Source organism: Aeromicrobium sp. MLTX1, assembly GCF_046452335.1.
GTDB lineage: Bacteria > Actinomycetota > Actinomycetes > Propionibacteriales > Nocardioidaceae > Aeromicrobium.
Genome location: NZ_JBKFDN010000001.1, coordinates 1381290 through 1405085 on the forward strand (window position 1 = coordinate 1381290; position 23796 = coordinate 1405085).

Consider the following 23796-nt stretch of genomic DNA (forward strand, 5'->3'; position numbering starts at 1 on the left):
ATAACCGAGATCACTCGGTGACTGTCAGCCATTGCCATCCAGAGGCAATGGATGGATGCCCGAGTTGTCGGTCTCCCGGCGCATGCTGGGGTATGGCCAGCATTTCGAAGCGCACGTCCGAACGGGTCGTCGTAGACGACAGGACCGGTATCGAGAAGACCATCACTGTCGAGCGATACCGCGCCCGCTACCGCGATGAGTCCGGTAAGGAGCACGCTCGTCACTTCGTGAAGAAGGCCCAGGCGCAGCGATGGCTCGACGAGGTCACGGCGTCAGTCGTCCGGGGCGATTACGTCGACCCCGCGGCAGGCAAGACGACGTTCCGGCAGTGGTTCACACGGTGGTCCGACGTTCAGGACTGGGTCGACGGAACCGCGGAGACCGCCGCGATGACCCTCGCCTCCGTCACCTTCGCGGACGTCCCGATGAATCGGATCACCGAGCTGCACGTCGAAGCGTGGCTGAAGTCCATGACGAAACCTGGGGCCAAGCGCAACACCGGACTCGCCGCATCGACCAGACGGACGCGCTACAACTACGTCCGCATGGCCTTCCTCGCCGCGGTCAAGGCGCGCGTCATCCGACAGGACCCAACCTCCGGGATCACACCCCCACGGCAGGCGAAGTCGGAGGGGAGGATCAAGATCCCGTCGCCCGAGCAGGTCAATGCGGCGCTGGTCGAATCACCGCCACACTTCCGCGCGTTCGTCGCGGTGTGCGCCTTCGCCGGCCTCCGTCTCGGCGAGGCCGCTGGGCTCCAGTTGGGCGATGTCGACTTCCTTCGACGAACCCTGTCCGTCAGGCGGCAGATCCAAGGCCAGGTGAATGCGAAGACCGTGGAGACCTCGCCGAAGTACGAGTCCGCCAGGACGGTGTACCTGCCCGAAGACCTCGTCAAGGTGATCGCCGCCCACGTCGAGCTCCACCCACCGCTGGGGGATGAGCGCTGGCTCTTCTCGCTCAACGCCTACGTCTACAACCGCAACAGCGCCGGCAACCAGTGGCGACGCCTGCGCGCGAAGGTTGGGATGGAGGAGTTCACGCTCCACGGCCTGCGGCACTTCTTCGCGTCCGGGCTCATCTCAGAAGGATGCGACGTCGTGACCGTGCAGCACGCGCTCGGACACTCGTCGGCATCGATCACACTAAACGTCTACAGCCACCTCTGGCCGAAGGCAGAAGACCGAACGCGAGCCGCCGCAGCCAGCCTGATGGCGAATACGGCCAATCTTGCGGACTCTGTGCGGACTCTCGGCCGTTTTTGAGCGTGACTCAGCGGTAGTTGGTGAACTGCACCGCGAAGTCGAGGTCGGCGCCCTTGACCAGCGCGATGACCTCCTGAAGGTCGTCACGCGACTTGCTCGTGACGCGCAGCTCGTCGCCCTGGATCTGCACCTTGACGCCCTTGGGGCCCTCGTCGCGGATCAGCTTGCTGACCTTCTTGGCCTGCTCGGTGCTGATGCCCTCGCCGAAGGTGCCGTTGATCTTGACGTCCTTGCCGGACTGGCGCGGCTCGTCGGCCTCGAAGGCCTTGAGGCTGATGTTCCGCTTGACCAGCTTGGTCTGGAAGACGTCGAGGATGGCGCGGGCACGCTCCTCGGCGTTCGCGGTGATCTCCACGCCCCACTCGCCCTTCCACTCGATGGAGGCGTTGGTGTTCTTGAAGTCGTAGCGCGTCGAGATCTCCTTGACCGCCTGGTTGAGGGCGTTGTCGGCCTCTTGGCGGTCGATCTTGCTGACGATGTCGAAGGAGGAGTCGGCCATGGGCCCACCCTACGGCCTGCCGCGCCGCACGGGAGCGGTGCTCCGAGGCGGCCCTGATTTCGGGCCCGGCGGGACGCTGGGGTAATCTTGCAGACTGTCGCGGCAGGTTGCCCGAGCGGCCAAAGGGAGCTGACTGTAAATCAGCCGGCATTGCCTTCAGAGGTTCGAATCCTCTACCTGCCACGTGACGCGAGCCCCCGACCGGACACGGTCGGGGGCTCGCCCCTTTCCCGCCCTCCACATCCGTCGGTGCCGGCCCCTATCGTCGATGCCATGAGCGCCACCGACGACCGCCCGGGCGAGGACTGGACGCTGCACGCCCTCTACGACCTCGTGCCCGACGCGTACGAGCTCGACCTGCTCGAGGAGGCTCGTCGTCCCGCCGGGGGCCACACCCGCGCCGAGGTCGCAGCGGGTCTCGAGCGCGCCCGGCGCGAGGCGATCGCCGCGCTCGGGTACGACGCGGAGCCTGCCCCCGAGGACGACGCGCCCGTGCCGTCGCCGGCCCAGGCGCGCTTCACGGTCGAGCGGCTCCTCGGCGGCGTGGTCGTCGACGGCGACCCCCGCTGACCTCACGAGTACGGTGAACGCGTGGCAGACACGTGGTTCGACCGGCGCACGTACCGGCGTCCGTGGGACCTCGACGAGCTGCTCGAGGCCAAGCGCGCGACCGGCACCCGCGTCAGCCTCGTGATCCCCGCGGTCGACGAGGCCGCCACGGTCGGCGACGTCGTCGGCCGGATCCATGCGGCGTTCGTCCGCGACTCCGACCTGGTCGACGAGCTCGTCGTCATCGACGGCGGCTCCGGCGACGACACGGCCCGCATCGCGGCGGAGGCCGGCGCCCGGGTCCACGCCCTCGCCGACATCCGCCCCGACCTCGGCACGCGCGCCGGCAAGGGCGAGTCCATCTGGAAGTCCCAGCTCGTCACCACGGGCGACGTCCTCGCGTTCGTCGACGCCGACCTCACCGAGTGGGACACGCACTTCGTCACCGGCCTCCTCGGCCCGCTGCTGACCGACCCCGGCGTCGCGCTCGTCAAGGGCTTCTACGAGCGGCCGTTCCGCGCCGGTGCCGCCGACGACCCGCAGGGCGGCGGCCGCGCCACCGAGCTCGTCGCACGGCCGCTGCTCGCGCTCGCGCGTCCGCACCTCGGTCGCGTGGTGCAGCCGCTCGCGGGGGAGTGGGCGGTGCGCCGCTCGGTCTACGAGACCCTGCACGTCCCGGTCGGGTACGGCGTCGACCTCGCGGCCCTCATCGACGTCTCCGACCGCCTGGGCCTCGACGCGATCGCGCAGGTCGACCTCGGCCGCCGCGCCCACTCGCACCAGACGCTCCAGGACCTCGGTCCCATGGCGGTGCAGCTCACCGCGGCCGTGATGTCGCGCTCGGACGCCCGGGTGGGGGAGGATCGCGTCGTGCTCCACCAGTTCCGCGGCCTCGAGGAGATCTCGCGCGAAGTCGACCTCTCCGAGCGTCCGCCGGTCGCGGAGGTCGCACGATGACCCTGCGCCTCGGCCGCCACGCCTTCGCCGACGACGCCACGCTGATGATGGCCATCGTCAACCGCACCCCCGACTCGTTCTTCGACAAGGGCGCCACGTGGGCCGAGGACTCCGCCTTCGAGCGCGTGCAGCAGGTCGTCGAGGAGGGCGCCGAGATCGTCGACATCGGCGGCATCAAGGCCGCGCCCGGCGTGGAGATCGACGCCGACGAGGAGAAGCGCCGCGTCGTCGGTTTCGTGGAGCGGGTCCGCTCGGCGTTCCCCGGCGTCGTGATCAGCGTCGACACGTGGCGCGCCGAGGTCGGCCGCGCCGTCTGCGAGGCCGGCGCCGACCTGCTCAACGACGCCTGGGGCGGCGCCGACCCCGGCCTGGCCGAGGTCGCCGCCGAGTTCGACGTCGCGATGGTCTGCACGCACACCGGCGGGGTCACGCCTCGCACGCGACCGCACCGCCTGGAGTACGAGGACGTGGTCGCCGATGCGATCGCCTCGACGGTCGCGCAGGCCGAGCGCGCGGTCGCGCTCGGCGTCTCCCGCGAGAGCCTCCTGATCGACCCCGCGCACGATTTCGGCAAGAACACGTTCCAATCGCTCGAGGTCACCCGCCGGCTCGACGAGATGGTCGACACCGGGTGGCCCGTGCTCGTCTCCCTGTCGAACAAGGACTTCGTCGGCGAGACCCTCGGCGCGCCGGTCGGCGAGCGCCTGCTGGGCACGCTCGCGGCCACCGCCGTCGCCGCCACGGCCGGGGCGCGCGTCTACCGCGTGCACCAGGTGCCCGAGACGCGTCAGGTGGTCGACATGGCGTGGACGATCGCCGGCCGACGCCCGCCCGCACGGGCGATCCGGGGGCTCGCGTGATCCGCCGCCTCGTCGTGGTGCCGCCCGTCCCGGCGCTGCTGCCGCGCTACGCGAGCCTCGAGGACCCGGTGGCCGAGCTTCGTGTCTCGGCGGTCGCGGCGGTGCAGGCGGTCACGCGCGGCGCCGAGGCCGTCTCGGTGGTCGGCGACGATCCCTTCGCCCCCGAGGTGGCGCGGGCGCTGCTCGACGCCGCCGGCTTCGCGGGTCGGGTCGAGGACGGCGCCGACGTCCTCCTCGTCATGGCCAACGGCAGCGCCAAGCGCGGCGAGAAGGCCCCCGGCCACTTCGACGAGCGCGCGCTCGACTTCGACGACACGGTCGACCTCGCGCTGCGCGCCGGCGACGGCTCCCGCCTCGCCGGGCTGGACCCGAAGCTCGGCGCGCAGCTGTGGGCGTCGGGGATCGAGCCTCTGTCGGACCTCGGCGAGCGGCTGGGCGACGGCTGGCAGGTCTCCGTCCCCTACGCCGACGCCCCCTACGGCGTGCTCTGGTGGGTCGCCGCCTGGCTCCGCGGCTGACGCGAGTCCACCAGCGCCACGCCGGCCCACCGGAACGACGGCCCGCGGTGCGTGGGATCGCGGACGATGAGCACCGCCGAGACCACCGCCCACGCGCCGGCCACGAAGGGCGGCACGCCGGCGAGTTCGGACGTCGCCACCGGGGGCAGGGTGCCCACGAGGGTGATGAGCGCCCAGCCGCCGGCTCCCGCGAGCAGGCGCACGACGCGCCGACCCGGGCGCGCGTCCGGATACTCGGGCCGCAGCCACGTGGCGCGCTGGCCCGGCGTCGGCTCACCCAGGAGGACGGGGAGCGCCAGCACGAGGACGAACGCCAGCGTCTCCCACGGCAGCTGGGCCGTCCAGTCGCCCTCGTCCGGCAGGGGGCGCTCGAGCCCGTACAGGACGATCGCCCGGTACACGATCGTGATGACCACGCCCAGGATCGTGACGGTGGCGACGTCGATCAGCGCCGACGCGAGGCGTCGCGAGGTGGTCAGGGGACGCGGCTCGCCGCGGCGGCGGGTGTCGACGTCGGCACGCGGCACCCACGAGAGCAGCAGGGGAGCCAGTGCCGCGCCGAGGAGGGCACCGGTCGTGTTCGTCAGGAGGTCGTCGACGTCGGCCACGCGGTAGGCGCAGTCGTAGAGGCCCCACAGCCCGGTGCCCTGGGTCGACTCGATCAGCAGCGAGACGATGAACCCGCTCAGCACCGTCCGGCCCACGCCCCACCCGGCGTAACGGCGCCAGAACGCGCCCCACGGCACGAAGAGCGCCACGTTGAACACGACCTGCAGCACCGCGAACGCGGTCGCGCTCCCGGCGTTCGCGATGTCGTCGAGCGAGTGGAGCGGGCGCCACTGGACCGGCGGCGAGGGGTGCAGCGAGCACCAGTCCTGCTCCGGCAGGGGCAGCAGCGTGTAGGCGACCAGCGCGACCCCGTACACGGAGAACAGGCCGACGGCGATCGTGCGCGAGAGCGTCAGCCGGCCGAAGCGGCGCGACTGCAGGGCCAGCAGCGGCGCGAACAGGACGGCGAAGAGGACGCCGCCCAGCAGGATCGCCACGTAGGCCGGCCAGGTCCACTCCGAGATCACGAGTCCAGTGTCCCCGGCCCGTGGCCTAGGGTGGCGCCGTGGCCTACGACGCGCTCTTCGACACCGTCTTCGCCCGCATGGATCCCGAGCGGATCCACGAGCGCGCCTTCGCCGCGATCCGCGCCGGGCGCCCGCTGACCTCGCTGGCCTACCGGGTCGAGCCGCGCCCCGTCACCGTGATGGGCGTCGAGTTCCCGCATCGCTTCGGCCTCGCCGCCGGCTTCGACAAGAACGCGCGCGGTGTCCTGGGCCTCCTGGCGCTCGGCTTCGGCCACGTCGAGATCGGCACGGTCACCGCCCGCCCGCAGCCCGGCAACGAGCGCCCGCGCCTGTTCCGCCTCGTCGACGACCACGCGATCGTCAACCGGATGGGCTTCAACAACGACGGCGCCGCCCAGGTCGCCGCACGCCTGCACCGCCTGCGCGTCACCGCCGCCGGGCAGCGCGCCGTCATCGGCGTCAACATCGGCAAGACGAAGGTCGTCCCGGCCGAGCGCGCGGCGCAGGACTACGTCGAGAGCGCGCGGCTGCTGTCCCCCTACGCGGACTACCTCGTCGTCAACGTCTCGAGCCCGAACACGCCCGGCCTGCGCGACCTCCAGGCCGTCGAGTCGCTCGAGCCGATCCTGGCGGCGGTCAAGGCCGTCGCGGACGGCAACCACGGCCGCCGGGTGCCGCTCGTGGTGAAGATCGCGCCCGACCTCGCCGACGAGGACATCGACCAGGTCACCGACCTCGTGCTCGAGCTCGGCCTCGACGGCATCAGCGCCACCAACACGACGATCGCCCGGCCCGACGCACTCCGCACGTCGCGCGAGGTCGTCGACGCCGCGGGAGCCGGCGGACTGTCCGGCCCGATCCTGGCCGAGCGCGCCACCGAGGTGCTGCGCCGGATCCGCGCGCGGGCCGGCGAGGGGCTGACCCTGATCGGGGTCGGCGGCGTCACCGACGAGGCCGACGTGAGGGCTCGGATCGAGGCCGGCGCCGACCTCGTCCAGGCGTACACGGGCTTCATCTACGGGGGCCCGTCGTGGCCCTCCCGACTCGCCCGGGCCGCCCGATAATCCCTGCGATGCCGGGGCCGCGCGAGGACGTGCCCACCCCGATTTGGGAACCCGGCACCTGACCCGGTATCTTTACTTGTCGGCTTGCCCCTTTAGCTCAGTCGGCAGAGCGTTTCCATGGTAAGGAAAAGGTCTACGGTTCGATTCCGTAAAGGGGCTCTGAGGAGCGAGGCGACTCGCAACTCCGTGGCTGGGTAGCTCAGTTGGTCAGAGCGCACGACTCATAATCGTGAGGTCGCGGGTTCGAGCCCCGCCCCAGCTACCAAACCGGCAAGTCAGCATCACATCACCCGCCCGGGAACGGGTGGGGCACCGACCAGAAGAGGCACACCGTGGCCAGCAAGAGCTCCGACGTTCGTCCCAAGATCACCTTGGCCTGCACCGAGTGCAAGGAACGCAACTACATCACGAAGAAGAACCGTCGCAACGATCCCGACCGCCTCGAGGTCAAGAAGTACTGCCCGCGCTGCGACGCCCACCAGGCGCACCGCGAGACGCGCTGAACCCGTCTTCCGACGACCCCCGTGCCCTTGGGCGCGGGGGTCGTCGACGTTTGTCGGGCGTCCCGCAGCCGCCTGCTAGCGTCACCGCCATGCACTTGTCCGAGGTCACCACGCTGCGCCTGGGAGGCCCGGCCCGCTCGGTCGTGGAGGCCACCACCGAGGACGAGCTGATCGCCGCCGTCCGCTCGGCCGACGAGGCCGGCGAGCCCGTCCTGCTGGTCGGCGGCGGCAGCAACCTCGTCGTCGCGGACGACGGCTTCGAGGGCACCGTCGTGCTGATCCGCACGCGCGGGATCGAGGTCTCGGCCGACGCGTGCAGCGGCGCCATGGTCACCGTGGCGGCCGGCGAGAGCTGGGACGAGTTCGTCGCCCATGCCGTCGCGCAGGACTGGGAGGGCGTCGAGGCCCTCGCCGGCATCCCCGGGTCGGTGGGCGCCACCCCGATCCAGAACGTGGGCGCCTACGGCCAGGAGGTCGCCGACACGATCGTCAGCGTTCGCACGTGGGACCGCGTCGAGCAGCGCGTCCGCACGCTCATGTTCACCGACCTCGGCTTCGCCTACCGGCACAGCCGCTTCAAGGACGAGCCCGGCCGCTTCGTCGTGCTGACCGTCGCCTTCCAGCTGCGCTTCGCCGGCGCGCTCAGCGCCCCCGTGCGCTACGCCGAGCTCGCCCGCCACCTCGGCGTCGAGGTCGGCGCGAGGGCGCGTCTGGCGCAGGTCCGCGAGACGGTGCTCGCGCTGCGGCGCGGCAAGGGCATGGTGCTCGACGCCGACGACCACGACACGTGGAGCGCGGGGTCGTTCTTCACCAACCCGATCCTCTCGGCCCAGGAGGCCGCTGCTCTGCCCGAGGGCGCTCCGCGCTTCGAGCAGCCCGACGGCTCGGTCAAGACCAGCGCCGCGTGGCTCATCGACCACGCGGGCTTCGAGAAGGGCTTCGGCCGGGGCCCCGTGGGCCTCTCCGGCAAGCACGTGCTGGCGCTGACCAACCGCGGGGGCGCCACCACGGCCGAGCTGCTCGACCTGGCGCGCGAGGTGCGCGACGGGGTGCAGCGGGAGTTCGGGATCCGGCTCGTGAACGAGCCGGTGCTCGTCGGCGCCGACCTGTAGCCGGCGCCGACGGCACTCAGGAGAACAGCGAGATCAGCGAGAGGTCGGAGTAGTCCGACGTGCTGGTCGAGGACGACGCGATGCCGATCATGAGCAGGACGATCGCGAAGACGAACACGACGATGCCGATGATCAGCAGCACGGTGCCGATGATGCCCAGGATGCGGCCGGCCTGGGCCTCGCCGCGGCCGTCGTAGACGCCCGGGTTCGCGTCGATCTCGGCGACGGCGCGGTTGCCCATGACCCAGGCGAAGGGCGCGAGGACGCCGCACACGATGAGGCCGAGGATGCCCAGGATGAGCACGAGCGTGGCCTTGGGGTGCTTCGGCGGGGGAGCGCCCCACTGCTGCTGGCCGGGCGCGCCCCACTGCTGCTGCCCGGGGTACGGCTGGCCGGGCTGGGCGCCGTAGGGCTGCTGGCCGGGGTACGCGGGCTGGCCGGACTGGCCCGGCTGCTCGGGGCCCGGGGTGGGGTCGTGCGGCTGCTGACCCGAGGAATCGCCGGGGTACGGCGGCTGGTTGTCGCTCATGGCGCCATCGTTCCACGTTCGTCGGTCAGCCAGGCCTCGACACCCGCGAGGGCGGAGGCGCGCAGGTCGTCCGGGGCGTGCGAGGCGCGCAGCGACCTCCGGGCCAGCTCGGCGAGCTCCTCGTCGCTGAAGTCCTGCGCGGCGCGCAGCAGCGCGTACTGGCCCGCGAGACGCGTGCCGAACAGGAGCGGGTCGTCGGCGCCGAGGGCGACCTCGACCCCGGCCGCGAGCAGGTCGCGCACCGGGACCTCGTCGATCGTGGCGTAGACGCCGAGTGCCACGTTGGAGGCCGGACACACCTCCAGGCCGATCCCGGCGTTGGCGATGGTCTCCAGCAGCCGCGGGTCCTCGGCCGCGCGCACGCCGTGGCCCAGCCGGTGGGGCGCGAGGTGGGTGAGGCACTGGCGCACGTGGTCGGGCCCGCGCAGCTCGCCGCCGTGGGGCGCCAGCACCAGGCCGGCGCGGTCGGCGATGCGGAATGCTGGGCCGAACGCGGCCGTGTCGCCGCGTCGCTCGTCGTTGGAGAGCCCGAAGCCGTGCACGCCGCGACCCGCGTACTGCGCCGCGAGGCGGGCCAGGGTGCGCGCATCCATTGGGTGCCGGGTGCGGTTGGCCGCGACGATCACGCTCATGCCCAGGCCGGTCGAGGCCGACGCGTCGCGCACGGCGTCCAGCACGAGGTCGGTGAACGCGGTGATGCCGCCGAAGCGCGCGGCGAAGCCCGACGGGTCGACCTGGATCTCGGTCCACACGCAGCCGTCGGCGAGGTCGTCCTCGGCGGCCTCGCGCACGAGGCGGCGCACGTCGTCCTCCGTGCGCAGGACCGAGCGCGCCACGTCGTAGAGTCGCTGGAAGCGGAACCAGCCCTTCTCGTCGGCGGCGGAGAGCTGCGGTGGCCACTCCTCGACGAGCGCCGAGGGCAGGTGCACGCCGTCGCGCTCGGCCAGCTCGATGAGCGTGCCGTGACGCATCGACCCGGTGAAGTGCAGGTGCAGGTGAGCCTTGGGAAGAGTCGTCAGGGGCCGCACGCGGCCATCGTGTCACGGCCGCGGGAGAGGGGCTCGGGGGACACCGGGGACGCCCGGTTTCGCATTCGCGGCCCGGCCGCGTACACTTGACGAAACCGGCGAAACTCACCCTGTTTCGTCATGCCCGGATCCGGGCGAAAGGGCACTGGCGCAACTGGCAGCGCATCGGTCTCCAAAACCGAAGGTTGGGGGTTCAAGTCCCTCGTGCCCTGCAAGGTCGGCCATGAGCCGACACCGTTCGACGAAGGAGCACCGTGAGCGAGAATCACGAACTGGCCGGGACGCGCACCAAGCGCACGTCCCCGCTCACGTTCTACCGCCAGGTGGTCGCCGAGCTGCGCAAGGTGGTGTGGCCGACCCGTCCGCAGGTCGTCAACTACTTCTTCGTCGTGCTCGTCTTCGTGCTGATCATGATGGCGTTCGTCTCCGCGCTGGACTACGGCTTCGGCAAGGCCGCGTTCGCCATCTTCGCCTAGACCAAGGACTGACATCTTGACCTCCGAATTCGACGAGACCGACGCGCCCGTGGACGAGACGTCCGCGCAGGAGCCGTCGTCCGACGAGACCCCCGACGCCGAGGGCACGGACGAGGCCGACGTCGACACCGACGTCGCGACCGAGACCTCCGAGGCCGATGCGGCCGACGAGGAGTCCGTCGACCCGCTGCAGGAGTTCCGCGACCGCCTCTGGAGCCAGCCCGGCGACTGGTACGTGATCCACACGTACGCCGGCATGGAGAAGCGCGTCCAGCAGAACCTCGAGAACCGCAAGGTCGCGCTCAACGCCGAGGACTACATCCACGAGATCGTCGTGCCGACCGAGGAGGTCGCCGAGATCAAGAACGGCCAGCGCAAGCTCGTCAAGCGCACCGTGCTCCCCGGCTACGTGCTCGTCCGCATGGACCTCACCGACGACTCGTGGGGCGTCGTGCGCCACACGCCGTCGGTCACCGGATTCGTCGGCAACGCGCACCAGCCGGTGCCGCTGAGCCTGTCCGAGGTCGAGAAGATGCTCGCCCCGGCCGTCGAGGCCGAGGTCGCCGCGGAGGCCACCGCCACCGCCGAGCCGCAGCAGACCGCGCCCGCCAAGGTCGAGTTCAGCGACTTCGCCGCCGGCGACTCGGTCCTCGTCATCGACGGGCCGTTCGCCACGCTGCACGCGACGATCACCGAGATCAACCTCGAGGGCCAGAAGGTCAAGGGCCTCGTCGAGATCTTCGGTCGCGAGACCTCGGTCGAGCTGCCGTTCGACTACATCCAGAAGGTTTGATCGCCCCGCGATCAAAGGTCGGTCGCCGAGCCGTTCGAGCGGTGACGGACACAGAACGCACAACCAGTTAGAAGGACCCGAAATGCCTCCCAAGAAGAAGGTCGCAGCTGTCGTCAAGGTGCAGCTGCAGGCCGGCCAGGCCAACCCGGCGCCGCCCGTCGGCACCGCGCTCGGCCCGCACGGCGTCAACATCATGGACTTCTGCAAGGCGTACAACGCCCAGACCGAGTCCATGCGCGGCAACGTCGTCCCCGTCGAGATCACGATCTACGAGGACCGCTCGTTCACCTTCATCACGAAGACGCCGCCGGCCGCCGAGCTGATCAAGAAGGCCGCCGGCCTGTCGAAGGGCTCGTCCGTCCCGAACAAGGACAAGGTCGGCAAGCTCACCAAGGATCAGGTGCGCGAGATCGCCCAGACGAAGATGCCCGACATCAACGCCAACGACATCGACGGCGCGATGAAGATCGTCGAGGGAACCGCCCGCTCCATGGGCGTCACCATCGACGGCTGAACCACCCCGAACATCCCCCGTGGGAGGGCCAGCTGGGCCCGCACCACACCTGGTACAGAAAGAGAAACCAGTCATGACACAGCGCAGCAAGGCGTACCGCGCCGTCGCCGAGAAGATCGACCGCGACGCGCTCTACACGCCGCTCCAGGCCACCACCCTGGCCAAGGAGTCCGGCTCCACCAAGTACGACTCGACCGTCGACGCTGTCGTGCGTCTCGGCGTCGATCCCCGCAAGGCGGACCAGATGGTGCGTGGCACCGTCAACCTGCCGCACGGGACCGGCAAGACCGCCCGGGTCCTGGTCTTCGCCACCGGCGCCAACGCCGATGCCGCTCGTGAGGCCGGTGCCGACTTCGTCGGTGCCGACGAGCTCGTCGACAAGATCAACGAGGGCTGGCTCGACTTCGACGCCGTCGTCGCCACGCCCGACATGATGGGCAAGGTCGGCCGCCTCGGTCGTGTCCTCGGTCCGCGCAACCTGATGCCGAACCCCAAGACCGGCACCGTCACCACCGACGTGGCCAAGGCCGTCGGTGACATCAAGGGCGGCAAGATCGAGTTCCGCGTGGACCGTCACGCCAACGTCCACTTCATCGTGGGCAAGGCGTCCTTCTCGGCCGAGCAGCTCGCCGAGAACTACGGCACCGCGATCGAGGAGATCCTGCGTCTCAAGCCGGCCAGCTCGAAGGGCCGCTACATCAAGCGCGCCACGATCTCCACCACGAACGGCCCCGGCATCCCGGTCGACCCCTCGCGCTCGCGCAACTGGGCGGTCGATGAGGAGGCCTGAGCCTTCACGATCACCCGACGACGCCGTCCTCCTTCGGGAGGGCGGCGTCGTCGCGTTCGCGGGGCCCCGCGGTGGGACTGCCGGGTAGGGTCGTCCGCATGAGGAAGACTCTCGGGATCTCGCTCGCCGCCGGCCTGCTGGCACTCACGTCCGCCTGTGGCGGCTCCGGGGACGGCGACGCCGCCCCGGCCGCGGCCGACGGCTCCAGCGCCTCGGCGGCCGCGAAGGAGCCCGCCGCGGCTCCCGCCGAGGGCGAGCTCACGCAGGACAACTTCGTCGAGCGCCTCAGCGCGGCCCAGCTCGAGGCCGGCAGCGCGCACATGGAGATGACCTCGGGCATGGGCGGCCAGTCCATCACCATGAACGGCGACGTCCAGATGGCCGAGTCGGTCACCGACTCCGCCTCGCACCTCACGATGGACATGGACGCGATGACGATGGACCTGCGCCTCGTCGAGGGCGTCATGTACCTCAAGATGGGCGAGATGACCGGCGGCAAGTACGCCAAGATCGACCTCACCGATCCCGACAGCCCGCTGGCGAAGCAGTACGGCTCGATGGCCGACCAGGCCGACCCCACGGCGCAGCTGGAGACGTTCAAGTCCGCCCTGGTCGAGTTCGACAACCAGGGCGACGGCGGCCAGGTCGACGGCGTCGACACGACGAGGATCGAGGTCGCCGTCGACACCGCCAAGGTGCTCGAGGAGCAGGGCCAGCAGCTGCCGAAGTCGATGCCCAAGGAGCTGCGCTACGTCATGCACGTCGGCGCCGACGACCTCCTGCGGAAGATGACGATGGACCTGGCGGGTACCGAGAGCACGATCACCTGGACCAAGTGGGGCGAGCCCGTCGAGGTCAAGGCCCCGCCGAAGGACGAGATCTCCGACATGAAGGGACTGGGCGCCTTTCCCACCGCGGAGACCCCGCGCGAGGGCTGAGCGACCCCGATTTGGAGGAACCACCGGCGGCCGCCTAGACTGGACGAGCCGAAGACCGCCGGTGGTGTCTCCCACGAGTCACCCGAAGTGCCCGAGAGGGCGACCTGCGCAGGTGCAGATCAGGGTTCGTCCCTGCGTTCACACGAGCGTCCTGTGCCAGTGGCACGGGACGCTCTTCTCGTGCAGGTGGTCTTCGCATGACAGTGAAGGAGACCCATGGCACGCCCGGACAAGGCAGCAGCCGTCGCCGAGCTCGCGGACAGCTTCCGCGAGTCCAACGGCGCGGTGCTCACCGAGTACCGCGGCCTCAACGTCAAGCAGCTGCAGGATCTGCGGCGCGCGCTTGGCGATGCCGCGAGCTATGCCGTCGCCAAGAACACGCTGACCAAGATCGCCGCGAGGGATGCCGGCCTCGAGCTCGACGAGTCGTTGCTCACCGGTCCCACCGCGATCGCCTTCATCACGGGCGATCCGGTCGATGCGGCGAAGGGTCTGCGCGACTTCGCGAAGGCTAACCCCGCTCTCGTCCTGAAGGGTGGCTTCCTCGAGGGGAAGACGCTCTCCGCCGACGAGATCAACAAGCTGGCCGACCTCGAGTCGCGCGAGGTCCTCCTCGCGAAGCTCGCTGGTGGCCTCAAGGCCAACCTGGCCAAGGCCGCGGGGCTGTTCAACGCCCCGCTGTCGCAGGCGGCCCGCACCATCGCGGCGCTGCAGGCGAAGGCCGAAGCCGATCCGTCGGTCCTGGCTGCGGGTGCTCCCGCCGCCGAGACCGCCGAGCAGGCACCCGCCGACGAGGCCCCCGCGGCCGAGTCGGACACCGAGAACGTCGAGACCGACGTCACCGAGGGCTGAACCGCCCGATTCCCATCGGGACCCCCTCGGGGTCTCATTGCAGAAAGGACGCCAATCATGGCGAAGCTGAGCACCGACGAGCTGTTGGATGCCTTCAAGGAGATGACGCTGATCGAGCTCTCGGAGTTCGTGAAGCAGTTCGAGGAGACCTTCGAGGTCACCGCCGCCGCTCCGGTGGCCGTGGCTGCCGCGGGCGCTCCCGCCGCTGGTGGCGGCGACGCCGCCGCCGCTGAGGAGAAGGACGAGTTCGACGTCGTCCTCGAGTCGGCCGGCGACAAGAAGATCCAGGTCATCAAGGAGGTCCGTGGCCTCACGAGCCTGGGCCTGAAGGAGGCCAAGGACCTCGTCGAGGGCGCCCCCAAGGCCGTCCTCGAGGGTGTCAACAAGGAGACCGCCGACAAGGCCAAGGAGGCCCTCGAGGCCGCCGGCGCCACGATCACCCTCAAGTGATCTTCGGCTGACTGCTCACGCGAAGGCGCTCGTTTCCCTCGGGGAACGGGCGTCTTCGCCGTTTCCGGGGGAGTGTCGAATTCGCCGGGAGCAAAGGGGAAACGAATGATCGTTCCCGATCATCGCGCCGATGTCAAGACCCGGGGTTGATATCGGAGTGTCGGCGCGATAGGCTTGAGGTTCGCGCCCACTTTGTCATGCCCCGGTTTCGTTCTGCTCGCTGTGTGCAGGACTTGACGGGGCTCCCGAAGCGTGCGCGCACACGGCACCAGCCGTGTGGTGGAGCGGCACGAGCCGCTCGACGACAACTGAAGAGTACAGAACCGCCACGTTCACCGCATGCGAGTTCCTTCGGAAGGACTTCTCTTGGCCGCCTCGCGTACCGCCGCACCCACGAACACCACCTCGCGCATCTCGTTCGCGAAGATCGCCGAACCGCTCGAGGTTCCTGAGCTTCTCTCCCTGCAGACCGACAGCTTCGACTGGCTGATCGGCAGCGATGCCTGGCGCGAGCGCGTCGAGGCCGATCTGGCCGCCGGGCGCAACGACGTCTCCGGCAAGTCCGGTCTGGAGGAGATCTTCGAGGAGATCAGCCCCATCGAGGACTTCTCCGAGACGATGAGCCTGTCCTTCCGCGACCACCGCTTCGAGCCCGCGAAGTACTCGGTCGAGGACTGCAAGGACCGCGACGTCACGTACGCCGCCCCCCTGTTCGTCACCGCCGAGTTCATGAACAACGAGACCGGCGAGATCAAGAGCCAGACCGTCTTCATGGGCGAGTTCCCGCTCATGACCGACAAGGGCACCTTCATCATCAACGGCACCGAGCGTGTCGTCGTCTCCCAGCTCGTCCGCTCGCCGGGCGTCTACTTCGAGCGCACCCCCGACAAGACGTCCGATAAGGACATCTTCACGGCGCGCGTCATCCCGTCGCGCGGTGCGTGGCTGGAGTTCGAGATCGACAAGCGCGACATCGTCGGCGTCCGTCTCGACCGCAAGCGCAAGCAGTCCGTCACGATGCTGCTCAAGGCCCTGGGCTTCACCGAGGAGCGCATCCTCGAGGAGTTCGGCCAGTACGAGTCGGTCCGCATCACGATGGAGAAGGACTCCGTCCGCAGCGAGATCGTGCGCGAGGAGCTCGAGAAGAAGGCCCGCGACACCGCCGTCACCAACGAGATGGTCGACGCCGAGGTCACGCGCCGCTCGCTCATCGACATCTACCGCAAGCTGCGTCCGGGCGAGCCGCCGAGCGTCGAGGCCGCGCAGACCCTGCTGGAGAACTACTACTTCAACCCGAAGCGGTACGACACGGCCAAGGTCGGTCGCCACAAGATCAACAAGAAGCTCGGCACCGACGCCGCGTTCGACCAGCAGACGCTGATGCTCGACGACATCGTCGCGACGATCCGCTACGTCGTGGCCCTGCACGACGGCGCCACCGAGCTCGAGACCCCGGCCGGCACCGTCCCGGTCGAGGCCGACGACATCGACCACTTCGGCAACCGTCGCATGCGCACGGTCGGCGAGCTGATCCAGAACCAGCTCCGCACCGGCCTGGCCCGCATGGAGCGCGTCGTGCGCGAGCGGATGACGACCCAGGACGTCGAGGCGATCACGCCGCAGACCCTGATCAACATCCGTCCGATCACGGCGGCGCTGAAGGAGTTCTTCGGCACCAGCCAGCTGTCGCAGTTCATGGACCAGAACAACCCGCTCGCGGGCCTGACGCACAAGCGTCGTCTGTCGGCCCTCGGCCCGGGTGGTCTGTCGCGTGAGCGCGCCGGCTACGAGGTCCGCGACGTCCACCCGTCGCACTACGGCCGCATGTGCCCGATCGAGACGCCTGAGGGCCCGAACATCGGCCTGATCGGCTCGCTCGCGTCGTTCGGACGGATCAACCCGTTCGGCTTCGTCGAGACGCCGTACCGCCGGGTCGTCGACGGCAAGGTCAGCGACCAGATCGACTACCTGACCGCCACCGACGAGGACCGCTACATCGTCGCCCAGGCGAACTCGGTCCTCAACGAGGACGGCACGTTCGCCGAGGACGCCGTGCTGGTGCGCCAGCGTGGCGGCGAGGCCGAGCTCCGCCCGGCCGGCGAGGTCGACTACATGGACGTCTCGCCGCGCCAGATGGTGTCGGTCGCGACCGCGCTGATCCCGTTCCTCGAGCACGACGACGCGAACCGCGCGCTCATGGGCGCCAACATGCAGCGTCAGGCCGTGCCGCTGATCCGCAACGACGCGCCCCTGGTCGGCACCGGCATGGAGTTCCGTGCCGCCGTCGACGCCGGCGACGTCACCGTCGCCAAGAAGGCCGGCGTCGTCAAGGAGGTCTCCGCCGATCTCGTCGAGATCATGGAGGACGAGGGCACGTACACCACGTACCGCCTGGCGAAGTTCCGTCGCTCGAACCAGGGCACCTGCACGAACCAGCGTCCGCTGGTGCGCGAGGGCCAGCGGGTCGAGGTCGGCACGCCGCTGGCCGACGGCCCCTGCACCGACGAGGGCGAGATGGCGCTGGGCACCAACCTGCTCGTCGCCTTCATGCCCTGGCAGGGTCACAACTACGAGGACGCGATCATCCTGTCCCAGCGCGTCGTCCAGGACGACCTGCTGACCTCGATCCACATCGAGGAGCACGAGGTCGACGCCCGCGACACCAAGCTGGGCCCCGAGGAGATCACGCGCGACGTCCCGAACGTCAGCGAGGAGACCCTCGCGAACCTCGACGAGCGCGGCATCATCCGCATCGGCGCCGAGGTCGGCAACGGCGACATCCTCGTCGGCAAGGTCACGCCCAAGGGCGAGACCGAGCTGACCCCCGAGGAGCGCCTGCTCCGCGCGATCTTCGGCGAGAAGGCGCGCGAGGTGCGCGACACGTCGCTCAAGGTCCCGCACGGCGAGTCCGGCACCGTCATCGGCGTCCGCGTCTTCGACGCGTCCGAGGGTGACGAGCTGAGCCCCGGCGTGAACCAGCTGGTTCGCGTCTACGTGGCCCAGAAGCGCAAGATCAGCCACGGCGACAAGCTCGCCGGCCGCCACGGCAACAAGGGCGTCATCGCCAAGATCCTGCCCGTCGAGGACATGCCGTTCCTCGAGGACGGATCGCCGGTCGACATCGTCCTGAACCCGCTCGGCGTGCCCGGCCGCATGAACGTCGGCCAGGTCCTGGAGACCCACCTCGGGTGGATCGCCAAGGCCGGCTGGGAGGTCCCCGACTCCACCAAGGAGGAGTGGGCCGACCGCCTGCGCAAGATCGGCGCCGACTCGGCCGACCCGAACACGAACATCGCCACCCCGGTGTTCGACGGTGCTCGCGAGGACGAGATCTCCGGACTGCTGCAGAACACGCGCCCGAACCGCGACGGCGACCGCATGGTCGGCCCCGACGGCAAGGCCCGCCTGTTCGACGGCCGCACCGGCGAGCAGTTCCCCGACCCGATCAGCGTCGGCTACATGTACATGCTGAAGCTGCACCACCTGGTCGACGACAAGATCCACGCGCGCTCGACCGGCCCGTACTCGATGATCACCCAGCAGCCGCTCGGCGGTAAGGCCCAGTTCGGTGGCCAGCGCTTCGGTGAGATGGAGGTCTGGGCCCTCGAGGCCTACGGTGCCGCCTACGCGCTGCAGGAGCTGCTGACGATCAAGTCCGACGACATCGTCGGCCGCGTCAAGGTGTACGAAGCCATCGTGAAGGGCGAGAACGTTCCCGAGCCGGGCATCCCGGAGTCGTTCAAGGTTCTCGTCAAGGAGATGCAGTCGCTGTGTCTCAACGTCGAAGTGCTCTCGGCCGACGGCACCGCCGTCGAGATGAAGGACTCCGAGGAGGAGTTCTTCCGCGCCGCCGAGGAGCTCGGTATCGACCTGTCCCGCCGTGAGCCGTCGTCCGTCGACGAGCTCTGAGTCCGGACTCCACACACCTTTCGAAAGGGAAAGAAGACACCGTGCTCGACGTGAACTTCTTCGATCAGCTCAAGATCGGTCTCGCGACCGCCGACGACATCCGCAACTGGTCGTTCGGCGAGGTCAAGAAGCCGGAGACGATCAACTACCGCACGCTCAAGCCCGAGCGTGACGGACTCTTCTGCGAGAAGATCTTCGGTCCCACCCGGGACTGGGAGTGCTACTGCGGCAAGTACAAGCGCGTGCGCTTCAAGGGCATCATCTGTGAGCGCTGCGGCGTCGAGGTGACCCGCTCCAAGGTGCGCCGCGAGCGGATGGGCCACATCGAGCTCGCCGCCCCGGTCACGCACATCTGGTACTTCAAGGGCGTGCCGAGCCGGCTGGGCTACCTGCTGGACCTCGCCCCGAAGGACCTGGAGAAGGTCATCTACTTCGCGGCCTACATGATCACCTCGGTCGACGAGGACGCTCGTCACCGCGACCTCGACAGCCTCGAGAGTCGGATCCGTCAGGAGATCGACCAGATCGAGAACCGCAAGAACGACGCGATCAACACCCGGGCCGTCAAGCTCGAGGAGGACGTCGCGGCGCTCGAGGCCGAGGACGCCAAGGCGGCCGAGCTGCGCAAGGTCCGCGATGCGGCCGAGCGCGAGATGGGCCAGCTGCGCGACCGTCACGACCGTGAGATCGCGCGCATCCAGGAGGTCTGGGACCGGTTCAAGAACCTCAAGGTCCAGGACCTCGAGGGCGACGAGCTGCTGTTCCGCGAGATGCAGTACCGCTTCGGCAAGTACTTCGAGGGCTTCATGGGCGCCGCGGCGATCCAGAAGCGTCTCCAGGACTTCGACCTCCAGGCCGAGGCCGAGTCGCTGCGCGAGATCATCGCCACCGGCAAGGGTCAGCGCAAGACGCGTGCCCTCAAGCGCCTCAAGGTCGTCTCGGCCTTCATGGGCAGCGAGAACAACCCGGCGGGCATGGTCCTGGACGCCGTCCCGGTGATCCCGCCGGAGCTGCGCCCGATGGTCCAGCTCGACGGTGGCCGCTTCGCGACCTCCGACCTGAACGACCTGTACCGCCGCGTCATCAACCGCAACAACCGCCTCAAGCGACTGCTCGACCTCGGCGCGCCCGAGATCATCGTCAACAACGAGAAGCGGATGCTGCAGGAGGCCGTCGACTCGCTGTTCGACAACGGCCGTCGTGGTCGTCCCGTCACGGGTCCGGGCAATCGCCCGCTGAAGTCGATCTCCGACATGCTCAAGGGCAAGCAGGGTCGCTTCCGTCAGAACCTGCTCGGCAAGCGCGTCGACTACTCGGGCCGTTCGGTCATCGTCGTCGGCCCGCAGCTCAAGCTGCACCAGTGCGGTCTGCCCAAGCAGATGGCGCTCGAGCTGTTCAAGCCGTTCGTGATGAAGCGTCTGGTCGACCTGAACCACGCGCAGAACATCAAGAGCGCCAAGCGCATGGTCGAGCGCGCCCGCCCGGTCGTGTGGGACGTCCTCGAAGAGGTCATCACCGAGCACCCCGTGCTGCTGAACCGCGCGCCCACCCTGCACCGTCTGGGCATCCAGGCGTTCGAGCCGCAGCTCATCGAGGGCAAGGCCATCCAGATCCACCCGCTCGTCTGCTCGGCCTTCAACGCCGACTTCGACGGTGACCAGATGGCCGTGCACCTGCCGCTGAGCGCCGAGGCGCAGGCCGAGGCCCGCGTCCTCATGCTCTCGACGAACAACATCCTCAAGCCGTCGGACGGCCGTCCGGTGACCATGCCCACCCAGGACATGATCATCGGCCTGTACTTCCTGACCCTGGACCGTGACGGTCACGTGGGCGAGGGTCGTGCGTTCAGCTCGCCGGCCGAGGCGACGATGGCGTTCGAGCGTGGCGAGATCACGCTGCAGAGCAAGGTGAAGATCCGCATCGACGGCGAGATCCGCGAGACCACGCTCGGCCGCGCGATCTTCAACGACGCCCTGCCGCAGGACTACCCGTTCGTCAACTTCCAGGTCGGCAAGAAGGAGCTCGGCGTCATCGTCAACGACCTCGCCGAGCGCTACAGCAAGGTCGACGTGGCCGTCGCTCTGGACAACCTGAAGGACGCCGGCTTCCACTGGGCGACCCGCTCGGGCGTGACGATCTCGATGGACGACGTCGTCAGCCCGCAGGAGAAGGGCAAGATCCTCGAGAAGTACGAGGGTCAGGCCGCCAAGGTGCAGCAGCAGTTCGACCGCGGTCTCATCACCGAGGACGAGCGTCGCCAGGAGCTCATCGAGATCTGGACCCAGGCCACGGCCGAGGTCGCGGGCACGATGGAGGAGATGTTCAAGGCCAGCGGGGACAACCCGATCTGGATGATGGTCAACTCCGGTGCTCGAGGCAACATGATGCAGCTGCGTCAGATCGCCGCCATGCGAGGCCTGGTCGCCAACCCGAAGGGCGAGATCATCCCGCGCCCGATCAAGGCGAACTACCGCGAGGGCCTGTCGGTCGTCGAGTACTTCATCGCGACCCACGGCGCCCGCAAGGGCCTGGCCGACACCGCGCTGCGCACGGCCGACTCGGGCTACCTGACCCGTCGTCTGGTCGACGTCAGCCAGGACGTCATCATCCGCGAGGAGGACTGCGGCACCGAGCGCGGTCTGCCCAAGGTGATCGCGACGCGTCTCGACGACGGCACCCTCGTCGCCGCCGAGAACGTCGAGACGTCGGCCTACGCCCGCAACGCGGCGGTCGACATCGTCCACCCGGAGACGGGCGAGGTGCTGGTCGGCGCCGGCGAGGACCTCGGCGACGTCGAGATCAACCACCTCATCGCGTCCGGCGTGGAGTCGATCAAGGTGCGCACGGTCCTGACCTGCGACGCCAAGACCGGCACCTGCGCCAAGTGCTACGGCCGTTCGCTGGCCACCGGCAAGCTCGTCGACATCGGCGAGGCCGTCGGCACCATCGCGGCCCAGTCGATCGGTGAGCCCGGCACCCAGCTGACGATGCGTACCTTCCACACCGGTGGTGTGGCCGGTGACGACATCACGCACGGTCTGCCGCGCGTCGTGGAGCTCTTCGAGGCCCGTCAGCCCAAGGGCAAGGCCCCGATCACCGAGGCCGCGGGTCGCATCACGATCGACGACACCGACAAGGGTCGCAAGATCGTGGTCACGCCCGACGACGGCGCCGAGCCGATGGAGTACCCGGTCACCAAGCGTGCGCGCCTGCTGGTCCAGGACAACGACTCCGTCGAGGTCGGTCAGCAGCTCACGCACGGTACGCCCGATCCGCAGGAGGTCCTGCGCATCCTGGGTGTCCGCAAGGCGCAGGAGCACCTCGTGGACGAGGTCCAGGAGGTCTACCGCAGCCAGGGCGTGGCGATCCACGACAAGCACATCGAGATCATCGTGCGCCAGATGCTCCGTCGCGTGACGGTCATCGAGCAGGGTGACGCCAAGCTCATCCCCGGCGATCTCGCGGACCGCGCGATCTTCGAGGAGGAGAACCGTCGCGTCGTGGCCGAGGGCGGCACCCCCGCCTCGGGCCGTCCGGTCCTGATGGGCATCACGAAGGCCTCGCTGGCCGTCGAGTCCTGGCTGTCGGCCGCCTCCTTCCAGGAGACGACCCGCGTCCTCACCGAGGCCGCGATCCAGGGCAAGTCGGACTCGCTGCGCGGTCTGAAGGAGAACATCATCATCGGCAAGCTGATCCCGGCCGGCACCGGCCTGGAGCGGTACCGCAACATCCGGGTCGAGCCCACCGAGGAGGCGCGTCAGAACGCCTACGCGGTCACGGGCTACGACAGCTTCGACTACCAGTTCGGATCCTCGGACGCGGCGCCGGTGGCGTTGGACGACTACGACTTCAGCTTCGACAACTGAGTCAACGCGAAGGGGCCCTGCCGATCGGCAGGGCCCCTTCGTCATGCCCGGGCGGTGACGCCGGGCTCAGCGGAGGTGGTGGTGACTCGGCGGCCGGTGCGGGCGCCGGGGCAGGGTGCGCTCGACGCCGCGGTCCCACACGTCGGGGTGGTCGCCCGGGAGGTGCTGGGTGTCCTCGCTGGGGTCGCGGAACATCCAGGTCAGGCGCGGCTCGAAGATCGGGCGGAACACCGTGGCGACCGGCTTGGTCATGAGCAGGTTGGCCACGATCGTCGCGGTGACGATGCAGCCCAGCACCGCGGTGGCGCCGTAGGGCTCGATGCGCTGCCAGAGGTCGAAGTGGCGGTCGAGCCACAGGATGACGAAGCCGTGCAGCAGGTAGCAGTAGAAGGTGCGCCCGCCCATCGTCGTGGTCCACGAGCGGCCCCGCGGCACGAGGGAGAGGGCGGCCAGCGTGAGCACGAAGGCGATCACGAGCAGCAGGGCCCGGATCGCGATGCCCTCGAGCGGGCCGGCGCCGAGCTCGTCGTAGCGGGCCTTCCACAGCAGCCACGTCGTGAGGGGCCAGCGGTCGGCCCACGACTGCGCGAACGCCAGGCACACGACGAACGAGCTGCCCAGCAGCACCGCCGCGACGATGCGGTTGCGCGCGTGGCCGAGCCACAGGAAGATCTCGCGGTCGAAGTGCAGGCCGATGACGTAGAACGGCAGGAGGCCGAGCACCTTCGGCAGCGCCAGCACGTTGGGGATCTCGATGAGGCCGGCGAGCAGGGAGATCAGCACGGCGGTGGTGATCGGGTACTTCAGCGCTCGCCAGATCGGGGTGGTCAGGCGCCAGATGAACAGGGCGGCCAAGAACCAGCCGAGCCACTGCGGCGACAGGATCATGAAGTGCTCGGGCTCGCCGTCGTAGTGGCGGGTGATCAGCTGCAGCCCGGTCTCGACGATGAGGTACGGCACGATCAGGGTCGACACGATGCGCCGGATCTGGCGGAAGTCGCCCACGTAGTGCCGTGCCGTGTAGCCCGAGATCAGCACGAAGAACGGCATGTGGAACAGGTAGATCCACGTGTAGACGCCGCGGGCGGAGTCCATCACCACGAGCTCGGTCAGGGAGTGGCCGATGACGACCAGGAGCATGACCCAGTACCGCGCGTTGTCAAGGTAGGCGACGCGCTCCTTGGGTGCGGACGTGCTGACCGGCAGCGGATCGAGACGACTCATCGAGACAACCCTAGAGGCTCAGCC

At 69.3% G+C, this 23796-nt stretch carries 22 protein-coding genes and 4 tRNA genes; 21 read left to right on the forward strand and 5 right to left on the reverse strand.

Annotated features, from left to right (window positions below; genetic code table 11):
• Nucleotides 1–92 precede the first annotated feature (92 nt).
• Complete coding sequence (locus ACK99Q_RS06530) at nucleotides 93–1265, forward strand: tyrosine-type recombinase/integrase (protein ID WP_410185374.1); 1173 nt, start codon at nucleotides 93–95, stop codon at nucleotides 1263–1265.
• 7 nt (nucleotides 1266–1272) lie between these two features.
• Here ACK99Q_RS06530 and ACK99Q_RS06535 read toward each other — a convergent pair whose 3' ends face one another.
• Nucleotides 1273–1764, reverse strand: coding sequence for a YajQ family cyclic di-GMP-binding protein (locus tag ACK99Q_RS06535; protein WP_410185375.1), 492 nt, complete (start codon nucleotides 1762–1764; stop codon nucleotides 1273–1275).
• A gap of 101 nt (nucleotides 1765–1865) precedes the next feature.
• Here ACK99Q_RS06535 and ACK99Q_RS06540 point away from each other — a divergent pair.
• From ACK99Q_RS06540 to ACK99Q_RS06560, 5 genes are all read left to right on the forward strand, one after another.
• Nucleotides 1866–1947: transfer RNA gene (locus ACK99Q_RS06540), tRNA-Tyr, on the forward strand.
• 90 nt (nucleotides 1948–2037) lie between these two features.
• Nucleotides 2038–2334, forward strand: coding sequence for a hypothetical protein (locus ACK99Q_RS06545; protein WP_410185376.1), 297 nt, complete (start codon nucleotides 2038–2040; stop codon nucleotides 2332–2334).
• A gap of 21 nt (nucleotides 2335–2355) precedes the next feature.
• Nucleotides 2356–3270 (forward strand): glucosyl-3-phosphoglycerate synthase, encoded by a 915-nt coding sequence (locus ACK99Q_RS06550; RefSeq protein ID WP_410185377.1) that lies wholly within the window; start codon nucleotides 2356–2358, stop codon nucleotides 3268–3270.
• The gene (folP, locus tag ACK99Q_RS06555; protein ID WP_410185378.1) at nucleotides 3267–4130 is read left to right on the forward strand and encodes a dihydropteroate synthase; all 864 of its coding nucleotides are present in this window, start codon (nucleotides 3267–3269) and stop codon (nucleotides 4128–4130) included. Before ACK99Q_RS06550 ends, folP begins: the two co-directional genes overlap by 4 nt.
• A complete protein-coding gene (locus ACK99Q_RS06560; protein ID WP_410185379.1) occupies nucleotides 4127–4648 on the forward strand; it encodes a hypothetical protein in 522 nt (173 codons plus the stop codon). Before folP ends, ACK99Q_RS06560 begins: the two co-directional genes overlap by 4 nt.
• On the opposite strand, the gene ACK99Q_RS06565 is transcribed toward ACK99Q_RS06560, so the two are convergent.
• On the reverse strand, nucleotides 4606–5724 hold the full coding sequence (locus ACK99Q_RS06565) for a VanZ family protein (RefSeq protein ID WP_410185380.1): 1119 nt from the start codon (nucleotides 5722–5724) through the stop codon (nucleotides 4606–4608). The two genes, ACK99Q_RS06560 and ACK99Q_RS06565, sit on opposite strands and share 43 nt — an antisense overlap.
• 38 nt (nucleotides 5725–5762) lie before the next feature.
• Between ACK99Q_RS06565 and ACK99Q_RS06570 the strand changes: the two genes are divergently transcribed.
• The 5 genes from ACK99Q_RS06570 (at nucleotide 5763) to ACK99Q_RS06590 (ending at nucleotide 8403) form a co-directional block, all read left to right on the forward strand.
• Complete coding sequence (locus ACK99Q_RS06570; RefSeq protein WP_410185381.1) at nucleotides 5763–6788, forward strand: quinone-dependent dihydroorotate dehydrogenase; 1026 nt, start codon at nucleotides 5763–5765, stop codon at nucleotides 6786–6788.
• Between the two features lie 86 nt (nucleotides 6789–6874).
• A tRNA-Thr gene (locus tag ACK99Q_RS06575) sits at nucleotides 6875–6947 on the forward strand.
• Between the two features lie 29 nt (nucleotides 6948–6976).
• Nucleotides 6977–7053 (forward strand) — tRNA-Met (locus ACK99Q_RS06580).
• Between the two features lie 67 nt (nucleotides 7054–7120).
• Nucleotides 7121–7291, forward strand: coding sequence for a 50S ribosomal protein L33 (gene rpmG / locus ACK99Q_RS06585; protein WP_179422685.1), 171 nt, complete (start codon nucleotides 7121–7123; stop codon nucleotides 7289–7291).
• A gap of 89 nt (nucleotides 7292–7380) precedes the next feature.
• A complete protein-coding gene (locus tag ACK99Q_RS06590; RefSeq protein WP_410185382.1) occupies nucleotides 7381–8403 on the forward strand; it encodes a UDP-N-acetylmuramate dehydrogenase in 1023 nt (340 codons plus the stop codon).
• Nucleotides 8404–8419: 16 nt separating this feature from the next.
• Here ACK99Q_RS06590 and ACK99Q_RS06595 read toward each other — a convergent pair whose 3' ends face one another.
• Nucleotides 8420–8932, reverse strand: a complete 513-nt coding sequence (locus ACK99Q_RS06595) for a hypothetical protein (protein WP_410185383.1) — start codon at nucleotides 8930–8932, stop codon at nucleotides 8420–8422.
• On the reverse strand, nucleotides 8929–9960 hold the full coding sequence (locus ACK99Q_RS06600) for an adenosine deaminase (RefSeq protein WP_410185384.1): 1032 nt from the start codon (nucleotides 9958–9960) through the stop codon (nucleotides 8929–8931). The genes ACK99Q_RS06595 and ACK99Q_RS06600 overlap by 4 nt, the downstream gene beginning before the upstream one ends.
• Before the next feature lie 139 nt (nucleotides 9961–10099).
• Here ACK99Q_RS06600 and ACK99Q_RS06605 point away from each other — a divergent pair.
• From ACK99Q_RS06605 to ACK99Q_RS06650, 10 genes are all read left to right on the forward strand, one after another.
• Nucleotides 10100–10172, forward strand: a tRNA-Trp gene (locus ACK99Q_RS06605).
• Nucleotides 10173–10214: 42 nt separating this feature from the next.
• Entirely contained in the window at nucleotides 10215–10436 is a 222-nt protein-coding gene (gene secE, locus ACK99Q_RS06610; protein ID WP_410185385.1) for a preprotein translocase subunit SecE, read from the forward strand.
• A gap of 16 nt (nucleotides 10437–10452) precedes the next feature.
• A complete protein-coding gene (gene nusG / locus ACK99Q_RS06615) occupies nucleotides 10453–11229 on the forward strand; it encodes a transcription termination/antitermination protein NusG (RefSeq protein WP_410185386.1) in 777 nt (258 codons plus the stop codon).
• 82 nt (nucleotides 11230–11311) lie between these two features.
• On the forward strand, nucleotides 11312–11743 hold the full coding sequence (gene rplK / locus ACK99Q_RS06620; RefSeq protein ID WP_179422695.1) for a 50S ribosomal protein L11: 432 nt from the start codon (nucleotides 11312–11314) through the stop codon (nucleotides 11741–11743).
• A 73-nt stretch (nucleotides 11744–11816) separates the two neighbouring features.
• Nucleotides 11817–12533 (forward strand): 50S ribosomal protein L1, encoded by a 717-nt coding sequence (rplA, locus tag ACK99Q_RS06625; protein WP_179422697.1) that lies wholly within the window; start codon nucleotides 11817–11819, stop codon nucleotides 12531–12533.
• 98 nt (nucleotides 12534–12631) lie between these two features.
• The gene (locus ACK99Q_RS06630) at nucleotides 12632–13471 is read left to right on the forward strand and encodes a hypothetical protein (RefSeq protein ID WP_410185387.1); all 840 of its coding nucleotides are present in this window, start codon (nucleotides 12632–12634) and stop codon (nucleotides 13469–13471) included.
• Between the two features lie 216 nt (nucleotides 13472–13687).
• Entirely contained in the window at nucleotides 13688–14323 is a 636-nt protein-coding gene (gene rplJ / locus ACK99Q_RS06635; RefSeq protein ID WP_179422701.1) for a 50S ribosomal protein L10, read from the forward strand.
• Nucleotides 14324–14380: 57 nt separating this feature from the next.
• Nucleotides 14381–14773 carry a 50S ribosomal protein L7/L12 gene (gene rplL, locus ACK99Q_RS06640; protein WP_179422703.1) on the forward strand — a complete coding sequence of 131 codons (393 nt, stop codon included), beginning with the start codon at nucleotides 14381–14383 and terminating at the stop codon, nucleotides 14771–14773.
• Nucleotides 14774–15139: 366 nt separating this feature from the next.
• Nucleotides 15140–18682, forward strand: a complete 3543-nt coding sequence (locus tag ACK99Q_RS06645) for a DNA-directed RNA polymerase subunit beta (protein WP_410185388.1) — start codon at nucleotides 15140–15142, stop codon at nucleotides 18680–18682.
• Nucleotides 18683–18723: 41 nt separating this feature from the next.
• Nucleotides 18724–22548 (forward strand): DNA-directed RNA polymerase subunit beta', encoded by a 3825-nt coding sequence (locus ACK99Q_RS06650; protein WP_410185389.1) that lies wholly within the window; start codon nucleotides 18724–18726, stop codon nucleotides 22546–22548.
• Between the two features lie 66 nt (nucleotides 22549–22614).
• Here the strand turns inward: ACK99Q_RS06650 and ACK99Q_RS06655 are convergent, their stop codons facing one another.
• On the reverse strand, nucleotides 22615–23772 hold the full coding sequence (locus tag ACK99Q_RS06655) for an acyltransferase family protein (RefSeq protein WP_410185390.1): 1158 nt from the start codon (nucleotides 23770–23772) through the stop codon (nucleotides 22615–22617).
• Nucleotides 23773–23796: the final 24 nt, after the last annotated feature.